Raw genomic sequence first — 17,886 nt, 5'->3', positions numbered from 1 at the left:
GATCAGTCCTCACAGGCGGTCTCTGGGAGGAGGTTCGGGATGCCCTCGCTGACAGGGTAGTCGACGCGGCACGCCGCGCACCGGAGGGTGCCTTCCAGCACCTCCTCACCGCTCTCTTCGACCACGATCAGTTCGAGGTCGCCCTTGCAGACCGGACAGCAGAGTATCTCCATCAGGCTCTTTCTCATAGTTCGCTCCGGAGATCGATGATCTGGGACATCTCGGGGCCCGTCGAGATCAGGGTGACGGGTTTGCCGATGTCCCTTTCGGCCTGTGCGATGAAGTCCCGTGCCGTCTTCGTCAGCTGCCCGTACTCCGTCGCGCCGAAACAGGCCGGGTCGACCCGGTCGATGCCGGTGATCGCCGCCTGGGTGCACCCGTTGATCATCGCCGAGTAGCGCGCCATCTTCCCATCCCAGGTGCCGATGCGGCGCTGGCGATGGGTGACAGTGCCGAACTCTTCGATCCCGAGCTCATGCGACCGCTCCATCGTCATCTCGGTGGAGAAGGGCCCTTCGCCGACCCGGGTCGGATAGGCCTTGAAGACGACGATGACGTCGTCGATCCGGGTCGGGCCGACGCCGTTGTCTGCGGCGATCTGCGAGGCGGAGGTATCCTTGCTCGTCACGAACGGGTAGGTCCCGAAGTAGAGCGAGATCCCGAAGCCCTGGGTCCCCTCGAGGAGGACGACCTCGTTGTCGTCGAGAGCGCAGTTGACGTCCTCGGCCACGTCGGTGATGAAATCCGCGAGTTCCGGGACATCTTTCGCCTGCCGGGACGTCCGGAGGACCCGGTCGGAGTTTGCCGGGCCGCATCCGGTGCCGGTGCTCCCGATCTTCTTGCTGAGATGGTCGCTCCCCTTGTCCCGCGCGATGTGATCCTCCTCGATGACGCCGCACCGGCCGTCAACGAAGATCCTGTCCCGGACGCCGACCTGTTCGACCTCCTGCAGGAAGACACGAGGATCGACGAGTACGCCGCTCCCGATCATGAGGCTCGCTTCCGGGTAGACGAACCCTGAGGGAACCATCCGGACTCCGTACTCCTTCTCCCCGATACGGACGGTATGTCCTGCGTTCGGGCCGACCCCGCCCCGGGAGATGATGGATGGTCTGTCCTGGTGAGCGATGTGGGCTACGATCTTTCCTTTCCCCTCGTCACCAAAGAACCCGCCGACGATAATAGTACAACTCATTGTTCTATCAAGTAGGATGGAGCGATACATGCTGATAAACGTTACAATGCGGTACCGGGAAAATGACCGTCCCGTTTAAAGGCGACCGGGTTTCAGTAGCCCCCGCATCCACCGCTCCACCGTTCCGCGCCCCGGAGAGGGGATGCGGGGCAGGCACGGGGCGCCGCACCCCGATATTTGCGCATATCCCGCATATCCCGCGGCAACAGTCATCGTACGGCAACCCCGGGTTGTGCCGATCGCCCCGGAGACGATCACCGCTGGGTTCTTGACCCCTTCATTTCCAGTGGAATTTTCGCCCCGAGAGCATCTCCGGCCGGAGACGTCGAGTTTTTCCTCCGGCCGGAGACGTCGAGTTTTTCCTCCGGCCGGGATGCCGATATGTACACAGATCATTTCACCGGGGTGCGGCTCTGCGCCCAAAGATATGCCCGGAGTTTCGAGTATAGAGCACGTATGGCCGATACAAGCATAGCGCGATCCCGACCTGCCAAAATCCCCGAATAAATCCACATCTCCAGTGGAAATAAAGGGGTTCTCTATCCGTCATTCCTCTGTCGGACATCAGAATGCCGGTTGCCTGTTCCCGGATCTCTCATAAAAGAGTTGCGATTTTCATTTGAAGATATTTATGGAGGCATTTTTATTTTAACGATTCCAGAAAGGCTCCCATACGGGAGAGGGCCTCCTTGAGATCGTCCCGCGAGACGGCGTAGGCGCACCGGACGTGCCCGGCGCCGGAGGGGCCGAGAGCGCTCCCGGGGACGACCGCGACGTGCTGCTCGCGTAAAAGCCCCTCCGCGAACTCGACATCGGTCAGGCCGGTGGACTCCACCGACGGGAAGGCGTAGAACGCGCCCTTCGGAAGGTGGCAGGCAAGACCAAGTTTGTTCAGCCCGTCGACGAAGAGGTTGCGCCGGAGACGGTACTCCCGGACCATCGCGTCCTTCTCGGCCCCTCCGTTCCGGAGTGCTTCATACGCCGCGACCTGCCCCATGACAGGGGCGCAGAGCGCGACGTACTGGTGAATCTTCAACGCCGCCGCGGTGATCCCGGGCGGGGCGCAGAGGTATCCGATCCGCCACCCGGTCATCGCAAAGGCCTTCGAGAACCCGTTCAGGGTGATCGTCCGGTCCCGGAGCTCCGGGAGTCGTGCCGGCGAGAAGTGGCCGCCGTCGTAGGTGAGCTCGGCGTAGACCTCGTCGCTGATGAGGAGGAGGTCATGGTCGACCAGGAGATCGGCGATGCCGCGCCAGTCCCTCTCCTCCATCACCCCGCCGGTGGGGTTGTTCGGGAAGTTTGCGATCAGGGCCTTCGTCTTAGGGGTGATCGACTCCGCGAGCGCGTCGGGTGTCAGCCGGAACTCGTCCTTTGCCCGGCAGAGGACGGGCACCGGGGTTCCTCCGGCAAGGGAGACGCAGGGGGAGTAGGAGACGTAGCAGGGCTCCGCGACCAGGATCTCGTCGCCGGGATCGGTGACCGCCCGGATGGCGATATCGGCCGCCTCAGAGACGCCGCAGGTGACGATCATCTCCGCTTCGGGATCGTAGTGCGTGGCAAAGCGGGTATCGAGGTAGCGGCTGATGGCGTCCCGGAGCTGGGGCGTCCCCTTGTTCGATGTGTAGGCGGTCGATCCCTGCTCGATCGAGTAGATGGACGCCTCGCAGACGCACCAGGGGGTCACGAAGTCCGGTTCGCCGACGCCCAGGGATATGACGTCTTCCATCGTCTGGGCGATGTCGAAGAACTTCCGGATACCCGAAGGGGGTATCGCACGGGCCCGGGCCGAGATGAAATCTCTCAAGCGCCTCACCTCAGAACGAGTAGGGGAGACGCTCAACCTCTTCGCGTTCGGCGAAGGTGGTGCCGTTCTCCTTGTAGGTCTTCATGATGATATGCGTCGCCGTCTCACGGATCCGGTCCATCGGGGCGATCTGCTCGGCGACGAACCGGGCGATCTCGTGCATGCTCGGTCCGGTGACCAGGAGCTGGAGATCGTAGGCCCCGGTCATCAACCGGAGCGACCGGACCTGGGGAAACCGGGTGATCCGCTCTGCTATCCGGTCGTAGCCGAAGTCCCGCTCGGGCGAGACCTTCAGCTCGATCACCGCAGCGACGTTGCCGTCGCCGGCCCGCTCCCAATCAACGACCGCCCCGTAACGGCGGACGACGCCGGCCTTCTCCAGCCGGCCGATCCGGTCGTGTACATCCTGTTCACTCATCTCGGCCAGCACCGCGAGCTCTTCTTCCGGGGTGCGGCAATTCTCCTCCAGGAGGTGGAGGAGGATGCGGTCCTTCTCGTCCATAGTTTCACCTGAACATTGCTTTTAAGCGATTGGTGTCGAGGTTCTTGAGTCTCTGATCGTCGAGCCTCGGGTCGCGCGTGACGACCTCCTCGATCTTGCTGGTCGTTGCATCGAACCACATCTCCTTCGTCCGGCCGTAGCGGCCCCGCGAGACGACCCGGGTGTTGATGACGCCGAGCATGTTGAGTTCGGAGATGAGGTCCGTTATCCGGCGGTGTGTCAGGACGTCGAGGTCGATGATCCGGGCGATCTCCCGATAGACCACCGTGACCTCGCCGCTCGTGAAGATCCGTTTGCCCATCTGCTCCAGGATCAGCATCGCGTAGAGGACCGCCTTGCTCTGGGTCGGGAGGGTAGAGATGCACTCCACCATGCTGTCGGTCTCGATCTTCTCCTGAGCCATTCTGACGTGCTTTTCGGTCACGCCCGCGGCGTTCTCGCGGTCTGCAAGCTCGCCTGAGACCCGGAGGAGATCGAGCGCTCGTCGGGCATCGCCGTGCTCCTGTGCCGCAAGCGCCGCACAGAGCGGGATGACCGCCTCGGCGAGCGCCCCCTCGACAAACGCCATCTCGGCCCTCTGCTGGAGGATATCGCAGAGTTGCGGGGCGTTATAGGGGGGGAAGACGATCTCCTCTTCAGAGAGCGAGGAGAGGACCCGGGGGTCAAGGAAGTCAGTGAACCGGAGGTCGTTCGAGATCCCGATGATGCTCACTTTCGCGAACTTGAGGTCGGAGTTGATCCGGGTGAGGTTGTAGAGGGTGTCATCGCCGCTCTTCTTGACGAGTTTGTCGATCTCGTCGAGGATGATGACCATCACCCCGCCGCTGCTCTCGAGCTGGTTCTTGAGCTCCATGTAGACCTGGTCGGTCGGCCACCCGGTCATCGGGATGACTGTCCGGGGGCTGTCGCTCGGGTGGTCGTCGGCGTCGTCGAGACCGTTCGCGATCTGGGCGAGAACCCGGTACTGAGTATCGATCACCTCGCAGTTGAGGTGGACGATTCGGCACTTTGTCCCGGCGAGGACACTCGCGTTCTCAAGCTCCGTTCCCACATACCGTGCCGAGGCCGTCTTCCCGGTCCCGGTCTTGCCGTAGATGAGGATGTTTGACGGAGTCTCGTTCGTGAGGGCGGGCGCAAGGATGGAAGCGAGCTCGTCGATCTGCGGTTTCCGGTGAGGAAGAATCTGAGGACGATAGCTGTGGCGCAGCACTTCCCTGTTCTTGAATATACGCCTATTGGTAAGGTATTTCTTGAATAGTCCCATTGGATTGGTTTTATCGTCCGACATGATGTCACCGGGAAGGTTAGCAGGACACGAAAATTTCGCATCGAGGTCTCTTAATATGATCGCTGTAGGGACTGATAACCCCTTCGTTTCCAGTGGAACTCTGGAGGTTCGATGATAGGGAGATCTCGATGAACCGGTCAGATCGAGGGAACGTTGGATGGGATCACCGGGACCCCTTTGTTTCGTGTGGAACCCTGATGACGATACACCTGGTGTATCGTTCTTCAAAAACTGATGACAATGGTCATGTGTACCTCTGAAATTAAAGATATAAAAGTTTACCGAATAATAACAAGGAAAATAAAACGGAAAAATCAAGGATAAAACAGAATACAGAGGTGGTAAAAGGAACGAAGAGGAAAATAAAACGATAAAACCAGGAGGAACAAGAAACCAAGTGATATCAGGGTTCTTTAACAGGAATAGCCTGAAATGAGAAGCCTGAGAAGGAAATAAGCAGCAGAGAAAGATCATACGGAAATGAGTATCAGGAAGCAAAAGAGCGCAGGAAGATACAGGGTATAAGTATCTGGAGATCAGGGAGCACGAGAAGTTAAAGAATCTCTCCAGCCTCCGTTCTATCTTATCTCTTTCCAGATCTCTTCAATCCCTGTCCTGTCTCACTCTATCTCGATCGTTCTGCTGCCCTGTTCTATCTCGTTCCTTCTCAGATCCCATCAATTCCTGCCCTGTCTCACTCCATCTCAATCGTTCTACTGCTATCCTGTTCTATCTCCTTCCTTCTCCTCTCCGTTCTCTCCCCCTCCTCCCATCTCGTGCTATCCCGGCCCGGTCCACCTGGTTTTCTCCTGTTCATGCCCATCCCAACTCATCCCGTCCAACCGGCTCCGAGAGAGTGATCTCGTCAATTTTTCCTTATCACCGTGTTTCCTCATCATAAATCCTGTATTCGTGTTTCTCACTTCTCCGCCCTTCCCTGCCCCTGCCTCGCAGTGCCCTCCATTTCTCCACACGAAACAAAGGGGTCGGGGATCGATCGCCTCCGCAGAGGGGATAGAATGAAGTAATATACACGGTACAGGGTTACTGGAAGATCCTATGGACAGCAACCATCGTAAACCGCTCACCGTGACCGGTGCCGTCATCACCGTCTCATCGACCCGGAAGCCCGAGACCGACATAAGCGGGAAGACGCTCATCGACCTCCTAGCGGCCGCAGATATCGAGGTGACCCACTATGCGATCGTTCCCGACGACCGGGAGCGGATCCGCTCCGAAGTCCACGCGGCACTTACACGTGCGAGCTGTGTCATCGTCACCGGGGGCACCGGGCTCACGCCGGACGACGTGACGATCGAAGCCGTCGCGCCGCTCCTTGAGAAGACGATCGACGGGTTCGGGGAACTCTTCCGCCTCAAAAGTTACGATGAGATCGGGGCGGCCGCGATCCTCTCGCGGGCGATCGCCGGGGTCGTCGGCGGCCGGGCAGTCTTCTGCATCCCGGGCTCGACGAAGGCGGTCACCCTCGCCGCGAACGAGATCATCATCCCCGAGATCCGGCACATCCTGACCCACGCTTCGGCCGGTCAGCGGTAGTGCGCCGTTTCACCGGGGAAGCATAGCCACCTCACGCGAAGCCGCGAAGCACGCGAAGGGAAGTCGATGAGTTGACCTCTTGAAGTTTACCTTACCCGTTTTAATGAAGTGCCGGGTCAGCGGTAGACGTCGAGGAGCGCCACCCGCTCGACGACCAGTTCGCCGAACCGCTCCTCCCCGACCACGGCGACCTCCTCGGGGGTGATCGCGAAGAGTTCCGCAAGAAGCTCCCGCTTCGCGGGACCGATCTCCTCCCAGTCCTCTTCGACGAACCGGACGAGACCGGCAAGACGGTCCCGCACACCGGGAACCGGCGGGCAGACGACGAGATACGAACGGTTTTCGCCCGGGTGAATCCCGAACGACGAGGCCACCTGACACTGCCGGGTCCCCGCGGCGTAGAGGAGCGCCTCCATCTCAAGCGAGTTCGCGATCGGATCGCCGCCTGCCCAGGACCGCCGGGCGTGCCGGATCGCCGCCTCGACGTGATCCCGTCCGGCCAGGCGGTCGGCGTCGAAGAGGATGATGTGGGTCTCGAGCTCGTCGGCGATCGTTCGGATCTCCCGGAGGAATGCGGCGTTGTCATCGACCGTGAAGCGCGCCCGGTAGATCTCGCAGGGTAACTCACCTTTCGTCATATCCATTCACCCGAACCGGGAGAGGGTCGACTGCTCCTCGCCGCTCTCCGCGATCTCCTCCCGTCTTCCCTCGAGCTGCTCGAAGATCTGGGCAGCGATCCCCTGCCCGAGGATCTTCCCGACCTTCTCGGGTCCCGCCTCCCGGAGCGCCTCGACCGAATCGATACCGTTGTTGAAGAGCCGGCGTGCCCGGACGCGCCCGATGCCGCGGAGTTTGATGAGCGGCAGGAGTTCCTTCTTGATACCGTGCTTCGTCCGGAGTTCCATCTCCTCGATGGGGTCCGCGAGGTGCGGGGCGAAGAGGCGGGCGAGGTGCCGGGACGCGTGAACCAGCCAGGCCACGCTCTCCACCATCCCGTAGACGTCGCCCGGCCCGGCGCTGTAGCGTTCGCAGATCACATCCTCCCCGATCTCATCCGCCCAGTCGCCGAGGAGGAGCGCGGTCTTGAGGCTCCGGTCGAACTCCTCGCCTGCATCCCAGGGGATCTCCATCCAGAGTTCGTCCCGGTGATCGGCGAGGAACCGGTCGAGGGCATACATATCGTTCTTGCGCACAAAGAGCGTCGGCATATCCGGCGTCGTGCAGAGGAGATGCAGGAAACCGATATCGGTGTAGTCCTTCCTGCCGGTCATCGCCTTCACGATCACCTCGGCGCTCCGGGGGTCGATGTAGAGCCGGGAGACGAGCGACCCGTACTCCGTCGGCTCGAGCCACTCCCCCACCTCGGTGATCATCTCCGCTTCCCGCAGGAACTCGAGCACCCGGTCGATTGCCCGCGAGAGCGCCCGCGGGCTCTCGCCCTGGTAGGCGTAGAACGTTCCGTCCATGAACCTGAGGACCTCGCCCGTCTCGCGGGTGAAACCGGTCGCGATGAGCGAGAGGATGTGGGTACAGAGGACCGCCTCGTCTGCGCACCGGCTCCGGACGTCTTCTGCCTCCGCCTCGATGTAGTAATCGAAGAGCTCGTCGACCATCTCCTCGGACTTCGCGATCAGGACGGCCTCGCCATAGGGGTCGAGGCGCGGCCGCCCGGCGCGGCCCGCCATCTGCCGGTACTCCCGGACCGGGATCGGAAGCATCCCCTCCCCGGCGCTGAACCGGAGGTAGTCGCGGACGATCACCCGCCGGGCGGGGAGGTTCAACCCCGCCGCGAGCGTCGGGGTGGAGGAGATGACCTTGATCTGCCCCTCACGGAACCCCGCCTCGACGATTCCCCGCTCCTCCCGCGAGAGACCGGCGTGGTGGAACGCCGCCCCCTGCGCGACGCAGGCGGCGAGGATCCTCCCCATATCGGTCGAGGCGCCCGACCGTATCTTCTCGGCATAGCCGGCGAGGACCGGGTTTGCGACTTTCAGACCGGATGCCGCGCGTTTCGCGAACGCCTCGGCGTTCCTCCTCGAGCTGACGAAGACCAGGCACTGGCCGCCCTCGGCGACCGTATCGAGGACGAGGTCCAGGTCCTCGTACTTGCTCTTGCGTTCGACCTCCCGGATGCTGTCGGCAAACCGGATGCCGTCCTCGAGGAAGACTCCTTCCCGGAGATCGACCGGCCGCCATTCGCTCTCGACGAGTCCGGCGTCGAGCCACCCGGCGAGATCCCGTGGGTTCCCGATGGTCGCCGAGAGGGCGATGATCTGCATCCCGGGGTTCTTGTGGCGGAGTTTTGCGATCACCATCTCGAGCGTCGCTCCCCGCGATGGGTCGTCGATGAGGTGGACCTCATCGACGACGAGCAGGGTGATCTCCGCGAGCCACGGTGTTCGGTTCCGCAGGAGCGAGTCCACCTTCTCGCTCGTCGCAACGATGATGTCGTTTCTTCCCAGGTACTCGTCCCTTCGATCGAAGTCGCCGGTGGCGATCCCGACCCGGAGGCCTTTCCCCGAGAACTCCTCGAACTTCTCGCTCGCGAGCGCCCGCAGGGGGACGATGTAGAGGCACTTCCCGCCCCTCTCCACCTGGTGGTGCATCGCCATCTCGGCGACCAGGGTCTTGCCGCTTGCCGTGGGGATGGCGACGAGGAGGTTCTTTCCCGAAAAAAGACCCGCTTCGACGCAGGCGGCCTGCGGCGGGTAGAGTTCCGTGATCCCGCGGCGAGCGTAGCCGGCCGCGAGATCCGGCGGAAGGGGGAGGTCGGCTATCTCCATCTGTACCCCTTCATTTCCACTGCAAACTGCATATCTCCCGTATCGCCATGGGCAGGGTCGGTCCGGCCCTGCCGCATCACGAGTAGTACTCCAGCATCGCCTGCTTGGCTTCCTTCTTCTTCCGGTCGAGGAAGCCGTAGACGTTCTCGTGGGGTACGCCCTGGATCAGCATCTCGATGGCTTTCCTCGCGGTCTCGACCTGGTCGGGGAGACCGATGATCGCGACGGTCTTGCCGTGGACCGAGATCTCTGTCGCGGTCATATCCTCGATCTGGGCGCGGGACGTCCCCGCCTTCCCGATGATCCGGCCCCGGAGCCGCTCGAGCTGCCCGGTCGTCCCCGAGAGGTCGGCGAGGTCGAGGATGTCGAGCATCATATCTTCGTCTTCGAGGAGCCGGAACGCACGCTCCGGCGAGAACCCCCGGTTGATCGCGGAGACGACGTTTGTCGCCGTCATGACGGCGATGGGGTCCTCCCCCTCGATCGTCACCATCCCTTCCTCGCTGTCGATAAGGAGGGATATCCCGGTCTTCTCTTCGATCTCGCGTTTCGTGGACCCGCTCTTCCCGATGAGCACACCGATCCTCGCTGCTGAAACTTTCATCTCCTGTCTGGTCATGGTTGCACCCTTTCTTCCGGTGTTCAGGGCTCCCGGCGGCCGGCGCCGATGAGCGTCCTGATGATCTCCTCCTCATCGGCTACGTCGCAGTAGCGGGAGAAGTATCGATTGAGATTCTTGATATCCCGGACCAGAAACGCAGACGCCCGCGGGTGATCCAGGGTGACCGCCTGGCCCATATCGATAAGGTATGGTTTCTCGTGGTAGAGGATATTGTATTCGGAGAGGTCGGCGTGAACCAGGCGCGCCTCCCGGTAGAGCCGCTCCACGTAACCGAGGATCTCGCGGTATACCGCTGCGTAGTCCTCGACGTCGGCGTTCCTGAGCTGGGGGTAGGGTATCTCGTCTCGCCCGAGGAACTGCATCAGGAGGATGTTCCGGTCGAACGCGAGCGGTTCGGGGACCGGAATCCCCGCTTCGTGCGCCCGGGCGAGGTTGCTGTACTCCTTCTTCGTCCAGGCGAAGACGAGGGCTTTGCGCGTCCCCCGGACGCTCGAGAACCGGCGGTCTCCCGCCAGGTACTCGTTCATCGCCTTGAAGTTCGCAGTCTGGACCCGGTAGATCTTGATCGCGATCCCCTGCCCGTCGCGCTCCCCGTAGAAGACGTTCGCCTCCTTTCCGGTGCTTATTGGCCCGCCGATGACCGATATCAGCTTCTTGTGGACCAGCTTGTAGAGGGCCATCAGGGTGACTTCGTCAAAGACGTCGTCCCGTACCTTCACGGTGTTGGCGTCCTTTACCCTGACGCCCATCGCCTCGATCTCGCGGTCGAACCGCTCGTGCTCTTCTTCGCGGCCCACGGCCGGATCACCTGCTGCAGACGTAATCGTGTACGGGGGCGAGGATATCGATGAGGTGCGCGGCGGTCGCCGTCTTCAGGTCCTGGGGGTGGACCTCACCCGCGGCGTAGGCACGTTCGAGATCCTCGTAGGCGGCAAACTCCCGGTCGCCGCCGAACTTCTCGGGCCGGCGGATGGCGACCGCATCCGTCCGGGGGAAGACGTGGTAGCGCAGGATCTCGAGCACCGGGTTGTTCTCGACCTCCGGCGGGCAGAACGCTTTCTTCATCTTCTTTTTGATATCCTCTTCGGAGTCGGCGACCGATATGACATTTCCTGCCGACGACGACATCTTCTTCCCGTCGAGGCCGTTGATGATCGGCGTATGGATGCAGACCGGCGCCGGATACCCGATCGAGGGGAGATGTTCCCGCGCGAGCATGTGAATCTTTCGCTGGTCGATCCCGCCGACGGCGGCGTCCACCTCAAGCGTCGCGATATCGACCATCTGCATGATGGGATAGACCATCTGCGAGACCGTCGGGTTGTCCATCTGCCGCCCGACCTCGTCCATGCTCCTCTTCGCCCGGTTGAGGGTGATCGCCTGGGATAGTTTGAGGACGGAAAGCTCGTAATCCGGCGTGAGCTGCACGTCTGTCCCGAGGACGTATTTTGCGCCGCGGAGGCCGAGCCCCTCGAAGCAGAGGCGGTTGTACTCGGCTATCTCCCGGATCTCCTCCATCGTCCCTTTCCGGTTCAGGAACGCGTGGAGGTCGGCGATGAGCACCGTCACCTCGAACCCTGCCTCTTGCAGGTCCATCAGCTTGTTCACCGTCACCATGTGGCCGAGGTGGATCTCCCCGCTCGGTTCATAGCCGGTGTAGACCCGCCTGACCGGGCGGTCGATGAGCGCGCGCAGTTCCTCGTCGGTGACGACCTCTACGGTGTTCCGGGTCGCCAGTTCGTACGGATCCATTAAAAATAGTGGGTTTTCCGGGGAGTTAATGCTTCTTCCTCCCCCGCTCTCTCTTCACCCGATGGCGACGAAGTTGAGCGCTTTGTTGGTCGTCCGGATGGATTCCTGCGGGTCCTTCACCGTCCCCATCAGGGCGCGGATGCAGTCGATGTTCTCGGGGACGACGTCGGCCTCCTGGTGGATCGCCTGGAAGCAGTAGAACTCCTTCCCGTTCAGGACCGAGACCGACTCCTCGAAGACCCCGTTCTCCCAGAGGTCGGTCCTCGGCCGGCCGAGGTCCTGGGTGTACTCCCGGAGTTCGGCGTTACTCTTGATCCCGGTGGCCTTGCGGACGAGCCCGATCCGGTTGTGGTCTTCAAAGACCTTCAGCACCGCGTCCCGGGTGGTCTCCTTCTTCAAGTCCATCTGGATGCTGTGCATGTGCATGAACGTCGTCGGGACGATCATCGCGAGCGTGACGATGTTGATGTGGGGGAGGACGGTGTTGACGTCGGGGCCGTGATGGCTCGGGATGGTCGCCGGATTGAGGACGATGGCATCCACCGGCCCCCTCTTGACGTCGCTCGGGTCCGCTCCGCGCCGGACCATCACCGCCCGGACCCGCTCGACGCCGAAGGCCTGGTCCAGAGCGTGGATGAGCCGGACAAGCCCGGTGGAGTTGCACGAGACGACCCGGGCGAACTGGTGCCCTTCGGCTTCTTTGTAGTTCGCGTGAGCGTTGAAGGAGAACCCGGCGACCTCGTGCCCCTCGCCGCCCTGAAAGATCGCCTTCTTGCCGAGTCTCTCATAGAGCGGCCGGTTCTTCTCGCCGACGCCGCCGGGGGTGGCGTCCACGACGATATCGGCGGCCTTGATCATCGCTTCGACGTCGCCGGCGATCTCGATCCCGGCCTTCTCGAACGCCGACTTCTTCCCGAGGTCCGCGATGTAGAGGGGGTACCCGCGCTTCTTCGCGATGTATGCCTCGGCCGAGACGCTCGTCTTGGAGACCCCGATGACTTCCATATCGGGCTGTGCGGCGACCGCATCGGCGACCCGTTTGCCGATGGTGCCGTACCCGTTGACTGCGACTTTGATCATGCAAGATGGAATACAGAACAAAAATTAATAAAGGTTGCTGGTTCGCAGGCGGGAAGGATGGTAGAGGCTCTCATCGGAAAAGGACTTGTCCGGGTGATAGAAATGCCCAGAACCCCGTCAAAGCAGAGCGAATGAAACCCCGGGATATAACCGCGACCGGGTCCGCGCGGGCCCGGGAGCGGCAGGAGGGCTCCTGCCGGCGCTCTCACTCTCCCCCGGGCAGGGGCGCGGTGCGGCAGGGCTTATATCCGATCGGGGTGATGGTGGTATGTTCATGGTTCAGCAGCCCGTCCTTGCAACCGACCGCCTGCTCCTGCGGCCGTATACCCTGGAAGATGCCCGTGCGGTGCAGCGGCTTTGCGGGGACTACGCCGTCTCTGCGACGACTCTTCTTCCCTACCCCTACCCGGACGGCCTCGCCGAGGTCTGGATCGCTTCGCTCAACGAAAGCACCGAACGCGGCGCCGCCGCGGCTTTCGCCGTCACCCTTGCCCGTGATGGGGCGCTCATCGGCGGTGCCCGTCTCCGGATCGAGGGCGATCACGCCCGCGGCGAACTCGGGTTCTGGATCGCGAAGTCCTGCTGGGACCGGGGGTATGCCACCGAGGCAGCCCGTGCGGTGATCGGGTACGGGTTCTCGGCCCTCGGGCTGCACCGGGTCTACGCCATGCACTTCTCCCGCAACCCGGCCTCCGGCCGGGTGATGGCGAAGTGCGGGATGGTGCACGAAGGCCTGCTCCGCGGGCACATCAAAAAATGGGGCGTATACGAGGATGTCGATATATGGGCGATTCTGAGCGAGCAGGCCGGTCTCACCGGACCGCATGTCTCTCTGGTGCCGTCAGGGGTGCCCGTATGACCGGACAGCCCGTCCTCGCGACCGACCGCCTGCTCCTGCGACCGTTCACCCGCGCGGATGCCCCGGAGGTGCAGCGGTTCGCCGGCGACTATGAGGTCGCATCCCGCGCCCTCGCTCTCCCCTATCCTTACCCCGACGGGGCGGCGGAGACCTGGATAGCCTCCCTCGCGCCCGGGTTCGAGCAGGGGGATCAGGTCGTCTACGCCGTCACCCGCCGCGGCGAACCGGGTCTCGTGGGCGCGGTCGGGCTCGTCGAGATCGACCACAGTCACGGGCGGGCGGAGCTCGGGTACTGGATCGCGAAGTCCTGCTGGGACCGGGGGTATGCCACCGAGGCAGCCCGTGCGGTGATCGGGTACGGGTTCTCGGCCCTCGGGCTGCACCGGGTCTACGCCATGCACTTCTCCCGCAACCCGGCCTCCGGCCGGGTGATGGCGAAGTGCGGGATGGTGCACGAGGCGCACCTCCGGGAGCACGTGAGGAAGTGGGGGGCCTTTGAGGACATCGACGTCTGGGGGGCCCTTAGCAACGATTGGCGGGAGCGGTGGACGGCCCCGACGATCCGGGAACCTTGAACCCGCGGGTTCAACCCTCGAGCTCCTGCCGTACGGGAATTATATTAAACCCCGGTGCGATGGTGTAATGGGGAATGTGGACGGGGTTCGCCCCCCACCCTGTTGTCGCCCCCGTCGAAGGCCGCCCGCCGGCCTGAAGGTTTTCCGGACACTATCTCTCGAAGAAGACGGCGTAGCCCCGGCGCCCGCCTTCGGTGGCGGTTCTGAGGACGTGGACGTCCTTTCCCTGGTACTCCAGCTTCTGCGCATAGGTCTTTGCGGCCTGCTGGGTCTCGTAGAGCCGGTCGGCGTAGTACTCTCTTCCGTCGATGACCCGTCGCTGTCGTATCCCGATCCAATCGGCCCCCGACCTTCGTTCCATGGGTTATCGTTGCAACAGAGGGGCAATAGTTTTTGTGCATCGCCTGCCGGAAGTGATCGCCGGACTCTAGGGCGCCTGCGCTTTCTGCTTCGCCCAGTAGGCCTCCGCCTCTTCTTCCATCTCCTCGAGCCGGTCGTAGTAATCCGGAAACTCGTTCAGGTGTGCAAGCGCTATCTTTGCCGTCAGGAGGAGGTCATCGTCGGTGACGTTCGTCGCCGGGTCGCGGAGGCCGTGTTCGAGTTCCACGACCATGCCCCGCCGGAACTGTTCGACGTCGAACCCCTCCCAGGTGACCTTGAGGTGCTCGCCCATCGCCTTTGCCTCATCCGCGGTTACGTCTCTTCGTGTCATGTGGATCTCCTGGAGGATGGGTCTTTTGGTTTATGAGCCTGACGGTGGCGTGAGGCGGACGAGCCGGAGCCTTCACCACGGCGATGCAGACCCCCTCCCCATCACCCGCAACCCTTATCCCCACACCCCCCGTTACTCCCGCCCATGCAACGCCAGACCGTCGAGTCCACCAACATCAGATCGGTCGGCTACGACCCGGAAGACGAGGTTCTGGAGGTTGAGTTCCACAGCGGCGGGGTCTACCACTACGTCGGGGTACCGCCCGACGTCTACGAGGGAATGCTCGCGGCACGGTCGAAAGGGCGGTATTTCGGCGACTTCATCCGGCTGCGCTACCCCTACGAGAAGGTCCGGTGAGGCCCGCCGCAACCGCTATCATCTCTGCCCGCCACAACCCGCCGTATGTCACGAGAGTCAGCCGGGGGTGTGCGGTCGGTCGGCTACGACCCGACGACGAGGGCGCTCCTCGTCATCTGCGAGAGCGCCGACGCCTATCGCTATGCCGGCGTTCCAAAAGAGGTCTACAACGCTCTCCTCGCGGCCGAATCAAGGGAGCAGTTCGTTCGCGAGAGTATAGAGGGGAGGTACCCGCGGGAGAAGTATCCCTGCATGATGGTGGGGGAGGAGGTCTGATCCGGGCTGTCATCACCGTTTGTGCCTCTGGCCGCCGTGCCCTCTCTCCTGGATAGGCCATCGCGGGCGAAAGCAAGGTTTATCCCGTTAGTTCGCGTAATCCGAGAAGAAGAGCACCTGCTGCCCGGAGAAGTGACCCCCATGACAACCATGATTGCCGTTGACCTCGGCGGAACCAACCTGCGCGCCGCCCTGGTCGGCTCCGACGCGACCATACTCGCCTACGGCGTCGTCCCGACGCCGACGACGGGGCCCTCCGGGGAGGTGATCACCGCCGCGATCGCCGCCCGGGTGGAGGCCCTCCTCGCGTCGCCGGAGGGGAGCGAGGCCACGGCTATCGGCGTCGCATCGGCCGGCCCGATAGACCCCGCCCGCGGGTGGGTCGTCGGCTCCCCGAACATGGCGTTCCCGGCCGTGGAGATCGTCGAGCCGCTCCGGGAGCGGTTCGGCCTTGCGGTCTCCCTGATCAACGACGCCCGGGCCGGTGTCCTCGGTGAACGGTGGGCGGGTGCAGCCCGCGGCTCCGATAACGTCGTCTACATCACCCTCTCGACCGGCATCGGCGGCGGCGCTGTGGTGAACGGCCGTCTCCTCCTCGGGATGAGCGGGAACGCGGGGGAGATCGGGCATATCCCCGTCGATACCCGCTACAACCTCGTCTGCGGGTGCGGGTTTGCCGGCCACTGGGAGGCCTACGCCTCGGCAAAGAACATCCCCGGGTTCTTTGCGGCGTGGCGGGAGGCGGCCGGCGTCCGGGATGGAGCCTTCGACGCCTCCTCCACCCGGGCGATCTTCGAGGCGGCCCGGGCAGAGGACCCGGTCGCCCTCGCCTTCATGGAGGCGCTCGGGGAGGTGAACGCCCGGGGGGTCTCGGCGGTCATCGTCGCCTACAACCCCGCTGTGATCGTCTTCGACGGGCCGATCGCCCGCTACTATGGAGATATCGTGCTCCGGTATATGGACCCGTTCATCGACCGCTACCTCGCCCTTCCCCGGCTCGTCGTCTCCGCCCTCGGGGGGCAGGCGCCGCTCCTCGGCGCGGCGGCGTACGTGCTGGAGGTGGGACGATGATCGAGATCTACCAGAACCTCTACGTCGGGACGCAGGAGGACTACGAGGTCGCGGTGGAGACGCACGAGACCTGGTGCGTGGTGCACGCCTGCCGGAGCCCCTACCACTGCCTGGCGGTCACCTACTCGCCCCTTGAGACGGTGCCGCCGGATCACCCCGAATACCTGGTTGCCCGGCGGGGGAACCGGCTGATGCTCAACCTGGTCGATGCGAGGGATCCGGGTGAGATACCGAAGGAAGCGATCGACGCCGCTCTCGCCTTCATCGATCGGTGCCTCTCGGGGGGGCGGCAGGTGCTGGTCCACTGCGGGTTCGGGGTCTCCCGGTCGGCGGCGATCGGGCTCCTCTACCTCGCGGCCTACACCGACGTCCTGCCGACGGAGGGATTTGCCGAGGCCGAGGAGGCCTACCGCAGAATATACCCGCCCTACAAACCCGGTCGGGGGATCCGGGGTTTCCTCGCCGCGCACTGGGACGAGTACGCGAAGAGGCGGGTGACAGCGTGACCGCGGAGCCTCTCGGCGCCGCTGCGACCGAGGTCCGGCGATCGCGGTTCTACGCGCACCTCTACCGGGTCGAAGGGCCGGAGGATTTCGCGGGGGTCCTCGCCGGCCACCGGGAGGCCTACCGGAAGGCCGCCCACCACTGCGCCGCCTTCCGGTGCGGTGCCATCGAGGAGTTCAAGAACGACGGCGAGGTCGGGAGGCCGGGAAGGATCCTCCTTGAGGTGTTGCGCAGGCACGCCCTCGAGAGCCACGCACTGGTGGTCTCGCGGGTCTTCGGGGGCATCCTCCTCGGCCCGGGCAACGTTGGGCGGGCGTTTCGCGACGCCGGGGAGGCGGCGATCCGCGAGGCGGGGACTACCCGCTGACGGGAGCCCGGCGCCGGGCGGCGGGGATATCCCCGGAGAGGATCGCCGAGACGGGGGCAAAGGCGGCAGTCCGGGCAAGGACGGCCCGGAGCGCCGCGGCCGGGACCGTGTAGCGCTCACCGGTGACGAGCTCGAAGACGACCGCCTTCCCCGCCCGCGACCGCTCCGCGCGGCCGACCGTATCCCCGAGAACCGGGCCCCAGTCGTCGCGGAGCAGCCCGATCCGGGCCGGGCGCCGGCCGCCGAGCGCCTGCTGGAGTTCGCCGACCCTGGCCCCGAACCGCCTGCCGTCGAGGGCGATCTCGACGATCCGGCAGGGTCTCCCCCACTCGTCGGCCGCGGCGCACCTGCTGTTCTGGAGGTAGCCTGCTCTCTCTAGCATACTCCCGGGGTCGCCTGCCGGGGGTTAAAAACCACGCCGCGCGGGGGGTGAAAGTGAGATGCCCTTCATGGGCCGGGAGCCGGGTTGCCGGGTACCATCCCTGCCGTATCCTGTCGCTCGCGCAGCACGGCGAAATTCGCACGAGATTCTCGCCGCTGTTCCTCAACCGCTAACTCACGCGAAGACGCGAAGGCGCGAAG

At 63.6% G+C, this 17,886-nt stretch carries 22 protein-coding genes; 8 read left to right on the top strand and 14 right to left on the bottom strand.

The genetic code is table 11. The features are described 5' to 3' along the window. Positions 1 to 2 precede the first annotated feature (2 nt). The 5 genes from FKB36_RS00560 to FKB36_RS00540 all read right to left on the bottom strand — a co-directional run bounded on the left by FKB36_RS00560 (position 3) and on the right by FKB36_RS00540 (position 4,789). Positions 3 to 188, bottom strand: coding sequence for a methytransferase partner Trm112 (locus FKB36_RS00560; RefSeq protein ID WP_261596081.1), 186 nt, complete (start codon positions 186 to 188; stop codon positions 3 to 5). Next, entirely contained in the window at positions 185 to 1,195 is a 1,011-nt protein-coding gene (locus FKB36_RS00555) for an adenylosuccinate synthetase (RefSeq protein WP_261596080.1), read from the bottom strand. The genes FKB36_RS00560 and FKB36_RS00555 overlap by 4 nt, the downstream gene beginning before the upstream one ends. A gap of 643 nt (positions 1,196 to 1,838) precedes the next feature. Beyond that, a complete protein-coding gene (locus FKB36_RS00550) occupies positions 1,839 to 2,999 on the bottom strand; it encodes an aminotransferase class I/II-fold pyridoxal phosphate-dependent enzyme (RefSeq protein WP_261596079.1) in 1,161 nt (386 codons plus the stop codon). Positions 3,000 to 3,009: 10 nt separating this feature from the next. Beyond that, complete coding sequence (locus FKB36_RS00545) at positions 3,010 to 3,501, bottom strand: Lrp/AsnC family transcriptional regulator (protein ID WP_261596078.1); 492 nt, start codon at positions 3,499 to 3,501, stop codon at positions 3,010 to 3,012. 4 nt (positions 3,502 to 3,505) lie between these two features. Then, positions 3,506 to 4,789 (bottom strand): ORC1-type DNA replication protein, encoded by a 1,284-nt coding sequence (locus FKB36_RS00540; RefSeq protein WP_261596077.1) that lies wholly within the window; start codon positions 4,787 to 4,789, stop codon positions 3,506 to 3,508. 1,059 nt (positions 4,790 to 5,848) lie between these two features. Between FKB36_RS00540 and FKB36_RS00535 the strand changes: the two genes are divergently transcribed. Beyond that, a complete protein-coding gene (locus FKB36_RS00535; RefSeq protein ID WP_261596076.1) occupies positions 5,849 to 6,346 on the top strand; it encodes a MogA/MoaB family molybdenum cofactor biosynthesis protein in 498 nt (165 codons plus the stop codon). Positions 6,347 to 6,462: 116 nt separating this feature from the next. On the opposite strand, the gene cgi121 is transcribed toward FKB36_RS00535, so the two are convergent. The 6 genes from cgi121 to FKB36_RS00505 form a co-directional block, all read right to left on the bottom strand. Continuing rightward, the gene (gene cgi121 / locus FKB36_RS00530; RefSeq protein WP_261596075.1) at positions 6,463 to 6,984 is read right to left on the bottom strand and encodes a KEOPS complex subunit Cgi121; all 522 of its coding nucleotides are present in this window, start codon (positions 6,982 to 6,984) and stop codon (positions 6,463 to 6,465) included. Between the two features lie 6 nt (positions 6,985 to 6,990). After that, positions 6,991 to 9,129 carry an ATP-dependent DNA helicase gene (locus FKB36_RS00525; RefSeq protein ID WP_261596074.1) on the bottom strand — a complete coding sequence of 713 codons (2,139 nt, stop codon included), beginning with the start codon at positions 9,127 to 9,129 and terminating at the stop codon, positions 6,991 to 6,993. Positions 9,130 to 9,205: 76 nt separating this feature from the next. Then, positions 9,206 to 9,748 carry a KH domain-containing protein gene (locus FKB36_RS00520; protein ID WP_261596073.1) on the bottom strand — a complete coding sequence of 181 codons (543 nt, stop codon included), beginning with the start codon at positions 9,746 to 9,748 and terminating at the stop codon, positions 9,206 to 9,208. A 23-nt stretch (positions 9,749 to 9,771) separates the two neighbouring features. Next, on the bottom strand, positions 9,772 to 10,548 hold the full coding sequence (locus tag FKB36_RS00515; RefSeq protein WP_261596072.1) for a serine protein kinase RIO: 777 nt from the start codon (positions 10,546 to 10,548) through the stop codon (positions 9,772 to 9,774). Between the two features lie 7 nt (positions 10,549 to 10,555). Beyond that, complete coding sequence (locus tag FKB36_RS00510) at positions 10,556 to 11,503, bottom strand: tyrosine--tRNA ligase (protein ID WP_261596071.1); 948 nt, start codon at positions 11,501 to 11,503, stop codon at positions 10,556 to 10,558. Between the two features lie 54 nt (positions 11,504 to 11,557). Next, positions 11,558 to 12,583, bottom strand: coding sequence for a type II glyceraldehyde-3-phosphate dehydrogenase (locus FKB36_RS00505; protein ID WP_261596070.1), 1,026 nt, complete (start codon positions 12,581 to 12,583; stop codon positions 11,558 to 11,560). Between the two features lie 268 nt (positions 12,584 to 12,851). On the opposite strand from FKB36_RS00505, the gene FKB36_RS00500 reads away from it, so the two are divergent. Then, positions 12,852 to 13,442, top strand: a complete 591-nt coding sequence (locus FKB36_RS00500) for a GNAT family N-acetyltransferase (RefSeq protein WP_261596069.1) — start codon at positions 12,852 to 12,854, stop codon at positions 13,440 to 13,442. Continuing rightward, positions 13,439 to 14,017 carry a GNAT family N-acetyltransferase gene (locus FKB36_RS00495; protein WP_261596068.1) on the top strand — a complete coding sequence of 193 codons (579 nt, stop codon included), beginning with the start codon at positions 13,439 to 13,441 and terminating at the stop codon, positions 14,015 to 14,017. Before FKB36_RS00500 ends, FKB36_RS00495 begins: the two co-directional genes overlap by 4 nt. A gap of 151 nt (positions 14,018 to 14,168) precedes the next feature. Here the strand turns inward: FKB36_RS00495 and FKB36_RS00490 are convergent, their stop codons facing one another. Together FKB36_RS00490 and FKB36_RS00485 are read right to left on the bottom strand one after the other, a co-directional pair. Next, the gene (locus FKB36_RS00490; protein ID WP_261596067.1) at positions 14,169 to 14,378 is read right to left on the bottom strand and encodes a hypothetical protein; all 210 of its coding nucleotides are present in this window, start codon (positions 14,376 to 14,378) and stop codon (positions 14,169 to 14,171) included. A gap of 66 nt (positions 14,379 to 14,444) precedes the next feature. Continuing rightward, positions 14,445 to 14,729, bottom strand: a complete 285-nt coding sequence (locus FKB36_RS00485) for a DUF5661 family protein (RefSeq protein ID WP_261596066.1) — start codon at positions 14,727 to 14,729, stop codon at positions 14,445 to 14,447. Between the two features lie 144 nt (positions 14,730 to 14,873). Here FKB36_RS00485 and FKB36_RS00480 point away from each other — a divergent pair, with 144 nt between their 5' ends. The 5 genes from FKB36_RS00480 to FKB36_RS00460 all read left to right on the top strand — a co-directional run bounded on the left by FKB36_RS00480 (position 14,874) and on the right by FKB36_RS00460 (position 17,304). Beyond that, the gene (locus FKB36_RS00480; protein ID WP_261596065.1) at positions 14,874 to 15,086 is read left to right on the top strand and encodes a KTSC domain-containing protein; all 213 of its coding nucleotides are present in this window, start codon (positions 14,874 to 14,876) and stop codon (positions 15,084 to 15,086) included. 45 nt (positions 15,087 to 15,131) lie between these two features. After that, positions 15,132 to 15,362, top strand: coding sequence for a KTSC domain-containing protein (locus FKB36_RS00475; RefSeq protein ID WP_261596064.1), 231 nt, complete (start codon positions 15,132 to 15,134; stop codon positions 15,360 to 15,362). Between the two features lie 141 nt (positions 15,363 to 15,503). Beyond that, positions 15,504 to 16,433: an ROK family protein gene (locus tag FKB36_RS00470; RefSeq protein WP_261596063.1), complete on the top strand. Its 930-nt coding sequence runs from the start codon at positions 15,504 to 15,506 to the stop codon at positions 16,431 to 16,433. Next, complete coding sequence (locus tag FKB36_RS00465) at positions 16,430 to 16,939, top strand: dual specificity protein phosphatase family protein (RefSeq protein ID WP_261596062.1); 510 nt, start codon at positions 16,430 to 16,432, stop codon at positions 16,937 to 16,939. Before FKB36_RS00470 ends, FKB36_RS00465 begins: the two co-directional genes overlap by 4 nt. After that, a complete protein-coding gene (locus FKB36_RS00460; RefSeq protein WP_261596061.1) occupies positions 16,936 to 17,304 on the top strand; it encodes a YigZ family protein in 369 nt (122 codons plus the stop codon). The genes FKB36_RS00465 and FKB36_RS00460 overlap by 4 nt, the downstream gene beginning before the upstream one ends. Here FKB36_RS00460 and FKB36_RS00455 read toward each other — a convergent pair. Then, complete coding sequence (locus tag FKB36_RS00455) at positions 17,294 to 17,686, bottom strand: hypothetical protein (protein WP_261596060.1); 393 nt, start codon at positions 17,684 to 17,686, stop codon at positions 17,294 to 17,296. The two genes, FKB36_RS00460 and FKB36_RS00455, sit on opposite strands and share 11 nt — an antisense overlap. Positions 17,687 to 17,886 lie beyond the last annotated feature (200 nt).

Source organism: Methanoculleus formosensis (assembly GCF_025384765.1).
Classification (GTDB): Archaea; Halobacteriota; Methanomicrobia; order Methanomicrobiales; family Methanoculleaceae; genus Methanoculleus; species Methanoculleus formosensis.
Note: the sequence above shows the minus strand (reverse complement) of the source record. Positions and strands in the feature narration are given on the sequence as shown.

Coding starts and splice junctions, on each gene's coding strand:
- FKB36_RS00555 (WP_261596080.1), bottom strand. CDS start 1,195: ATGAGTTGTACTATTATCGTCGGCGGGTTCTTTGGTGACGAGGGGAAA.
- FKB36_RS00560 (WP_261596081.1), bottom strand. CDS start 188: ATGAGAAAGAGCCTGATGGAGATACTCTGCTGTCCGGTCTGCAAGGGC.
- FKB36_RS00475 (WP_261596064.1), top strand. CDS start 15,132: ATGTCACGAGAGTCAGCCGGGGGTGTGCGGTCGGTCGGCTACGACCCG.
- FKB36_RS00455 (WP_261596060.1), bottom strand. CDS start 17,686: ATGCTAGAGAGAGCAGGCTACCTCCAGAACAGCAGGTGCGCCGCGGCC.
- FKB36_RS00505 (WP_261596070.1), bottom strand. CDS start 12,583: ATGATCAAAGTCGCAGTCAACGGGTACGGCACCATCGGCAAACGGGTC.
- cgi121 (WP_261596075.1), bottom strand. CDS start 6,984: ATGACGAAAGGTGAGTTACCCTGCGAGATCTACCGGGCGCGCTTCACG.
- FKB36_RS00535 (WP_261596076.1), top strand. CDS start 5,849: ATGGACAGCAACCATCGTAAACCGCTCACCGTGACCGGTGCCGTCATC.
- FKB36_RS00470 (WP_261596063.1), top strand. CDS start 15,504: ATGACAACCATGATTGCCGTTGACCTCGGCGGAACCAACCTGCGCGCC.
- FKB36_RS00465 (WP_261596062.1), top strand. CDS start 16,430: ATGATCGAGATCTACCAGAACCTCTACGTCGGGACGCAGGAGGACTAC.
- FKB36_RS00525 (WP_261596074.1), bottom strand. CDS start 9,129: ATGGAGATAGCCGACCTCCCCCTTCCGCCGGATCTCGCGGCCGGCTAC.
- FKB36_RS00480 (WP_261596065.1), top strand. CDS start 14,874: ATGCAACGCCAGACCGTCGAGTCCACCAACATCAGATCGGTCGGCTAC.
- FKB36_RS00545 (WP_261596078.1), bottom strand. CDS start 3,501: ATGGACGAGAAGGACCGCATCCTCCTCCACCTCCTGGAGGAGAATTGC.
- FKB36_RS00490 (WP_261596067.1), bottom strand. CDS start 14,378: ATGGAACGAAGGTCGGGGGCCGATTGGATCGGGATACGACAGCGACGG.
- FKB36_RS00510 (WP_261596071.1), bottom strand. CDS start 11,503: ATGGATCCGTACGAACTGGCGACCCGGAACACCGTAGAGGTCGTCACC.
- FKB36_RS00520 (WP_261596073.1), bottom strand. CDS start 9,748: ATGACCAGACAGGAGATGAAAGTTTCAGCAGCGAGGATCGGTGTGCTC.
- FKB36_RS00485 (WP_261596066.1), bottom strand. CDS start 14,729: ATGACACGAAGAGACGTAACCGCGGATGAGGCAAAGGCGATGGGCGAG.
- FKB36_RS00540 (WP_261596077.1), bottom strand. CDS start 4,789: ATGTCGGACGATAAAACCAATCCAATGGGACTATTCAAGAAATACCTT.
- FKB36_RS00500 (WP_261596069.1), top strand. CDS start 12,852: ATGTTCATGGTTCAGCAGCCCGTCCTTGCAACCGACCGCCTGCTCCTG.
- FKB36_RS00495 (WP_261596068.1), top strand. CDS start 13,439: ATGACCGGACAGCCCGTCCTCGCGACCGACCGCCTGCTCCTGCGACCG.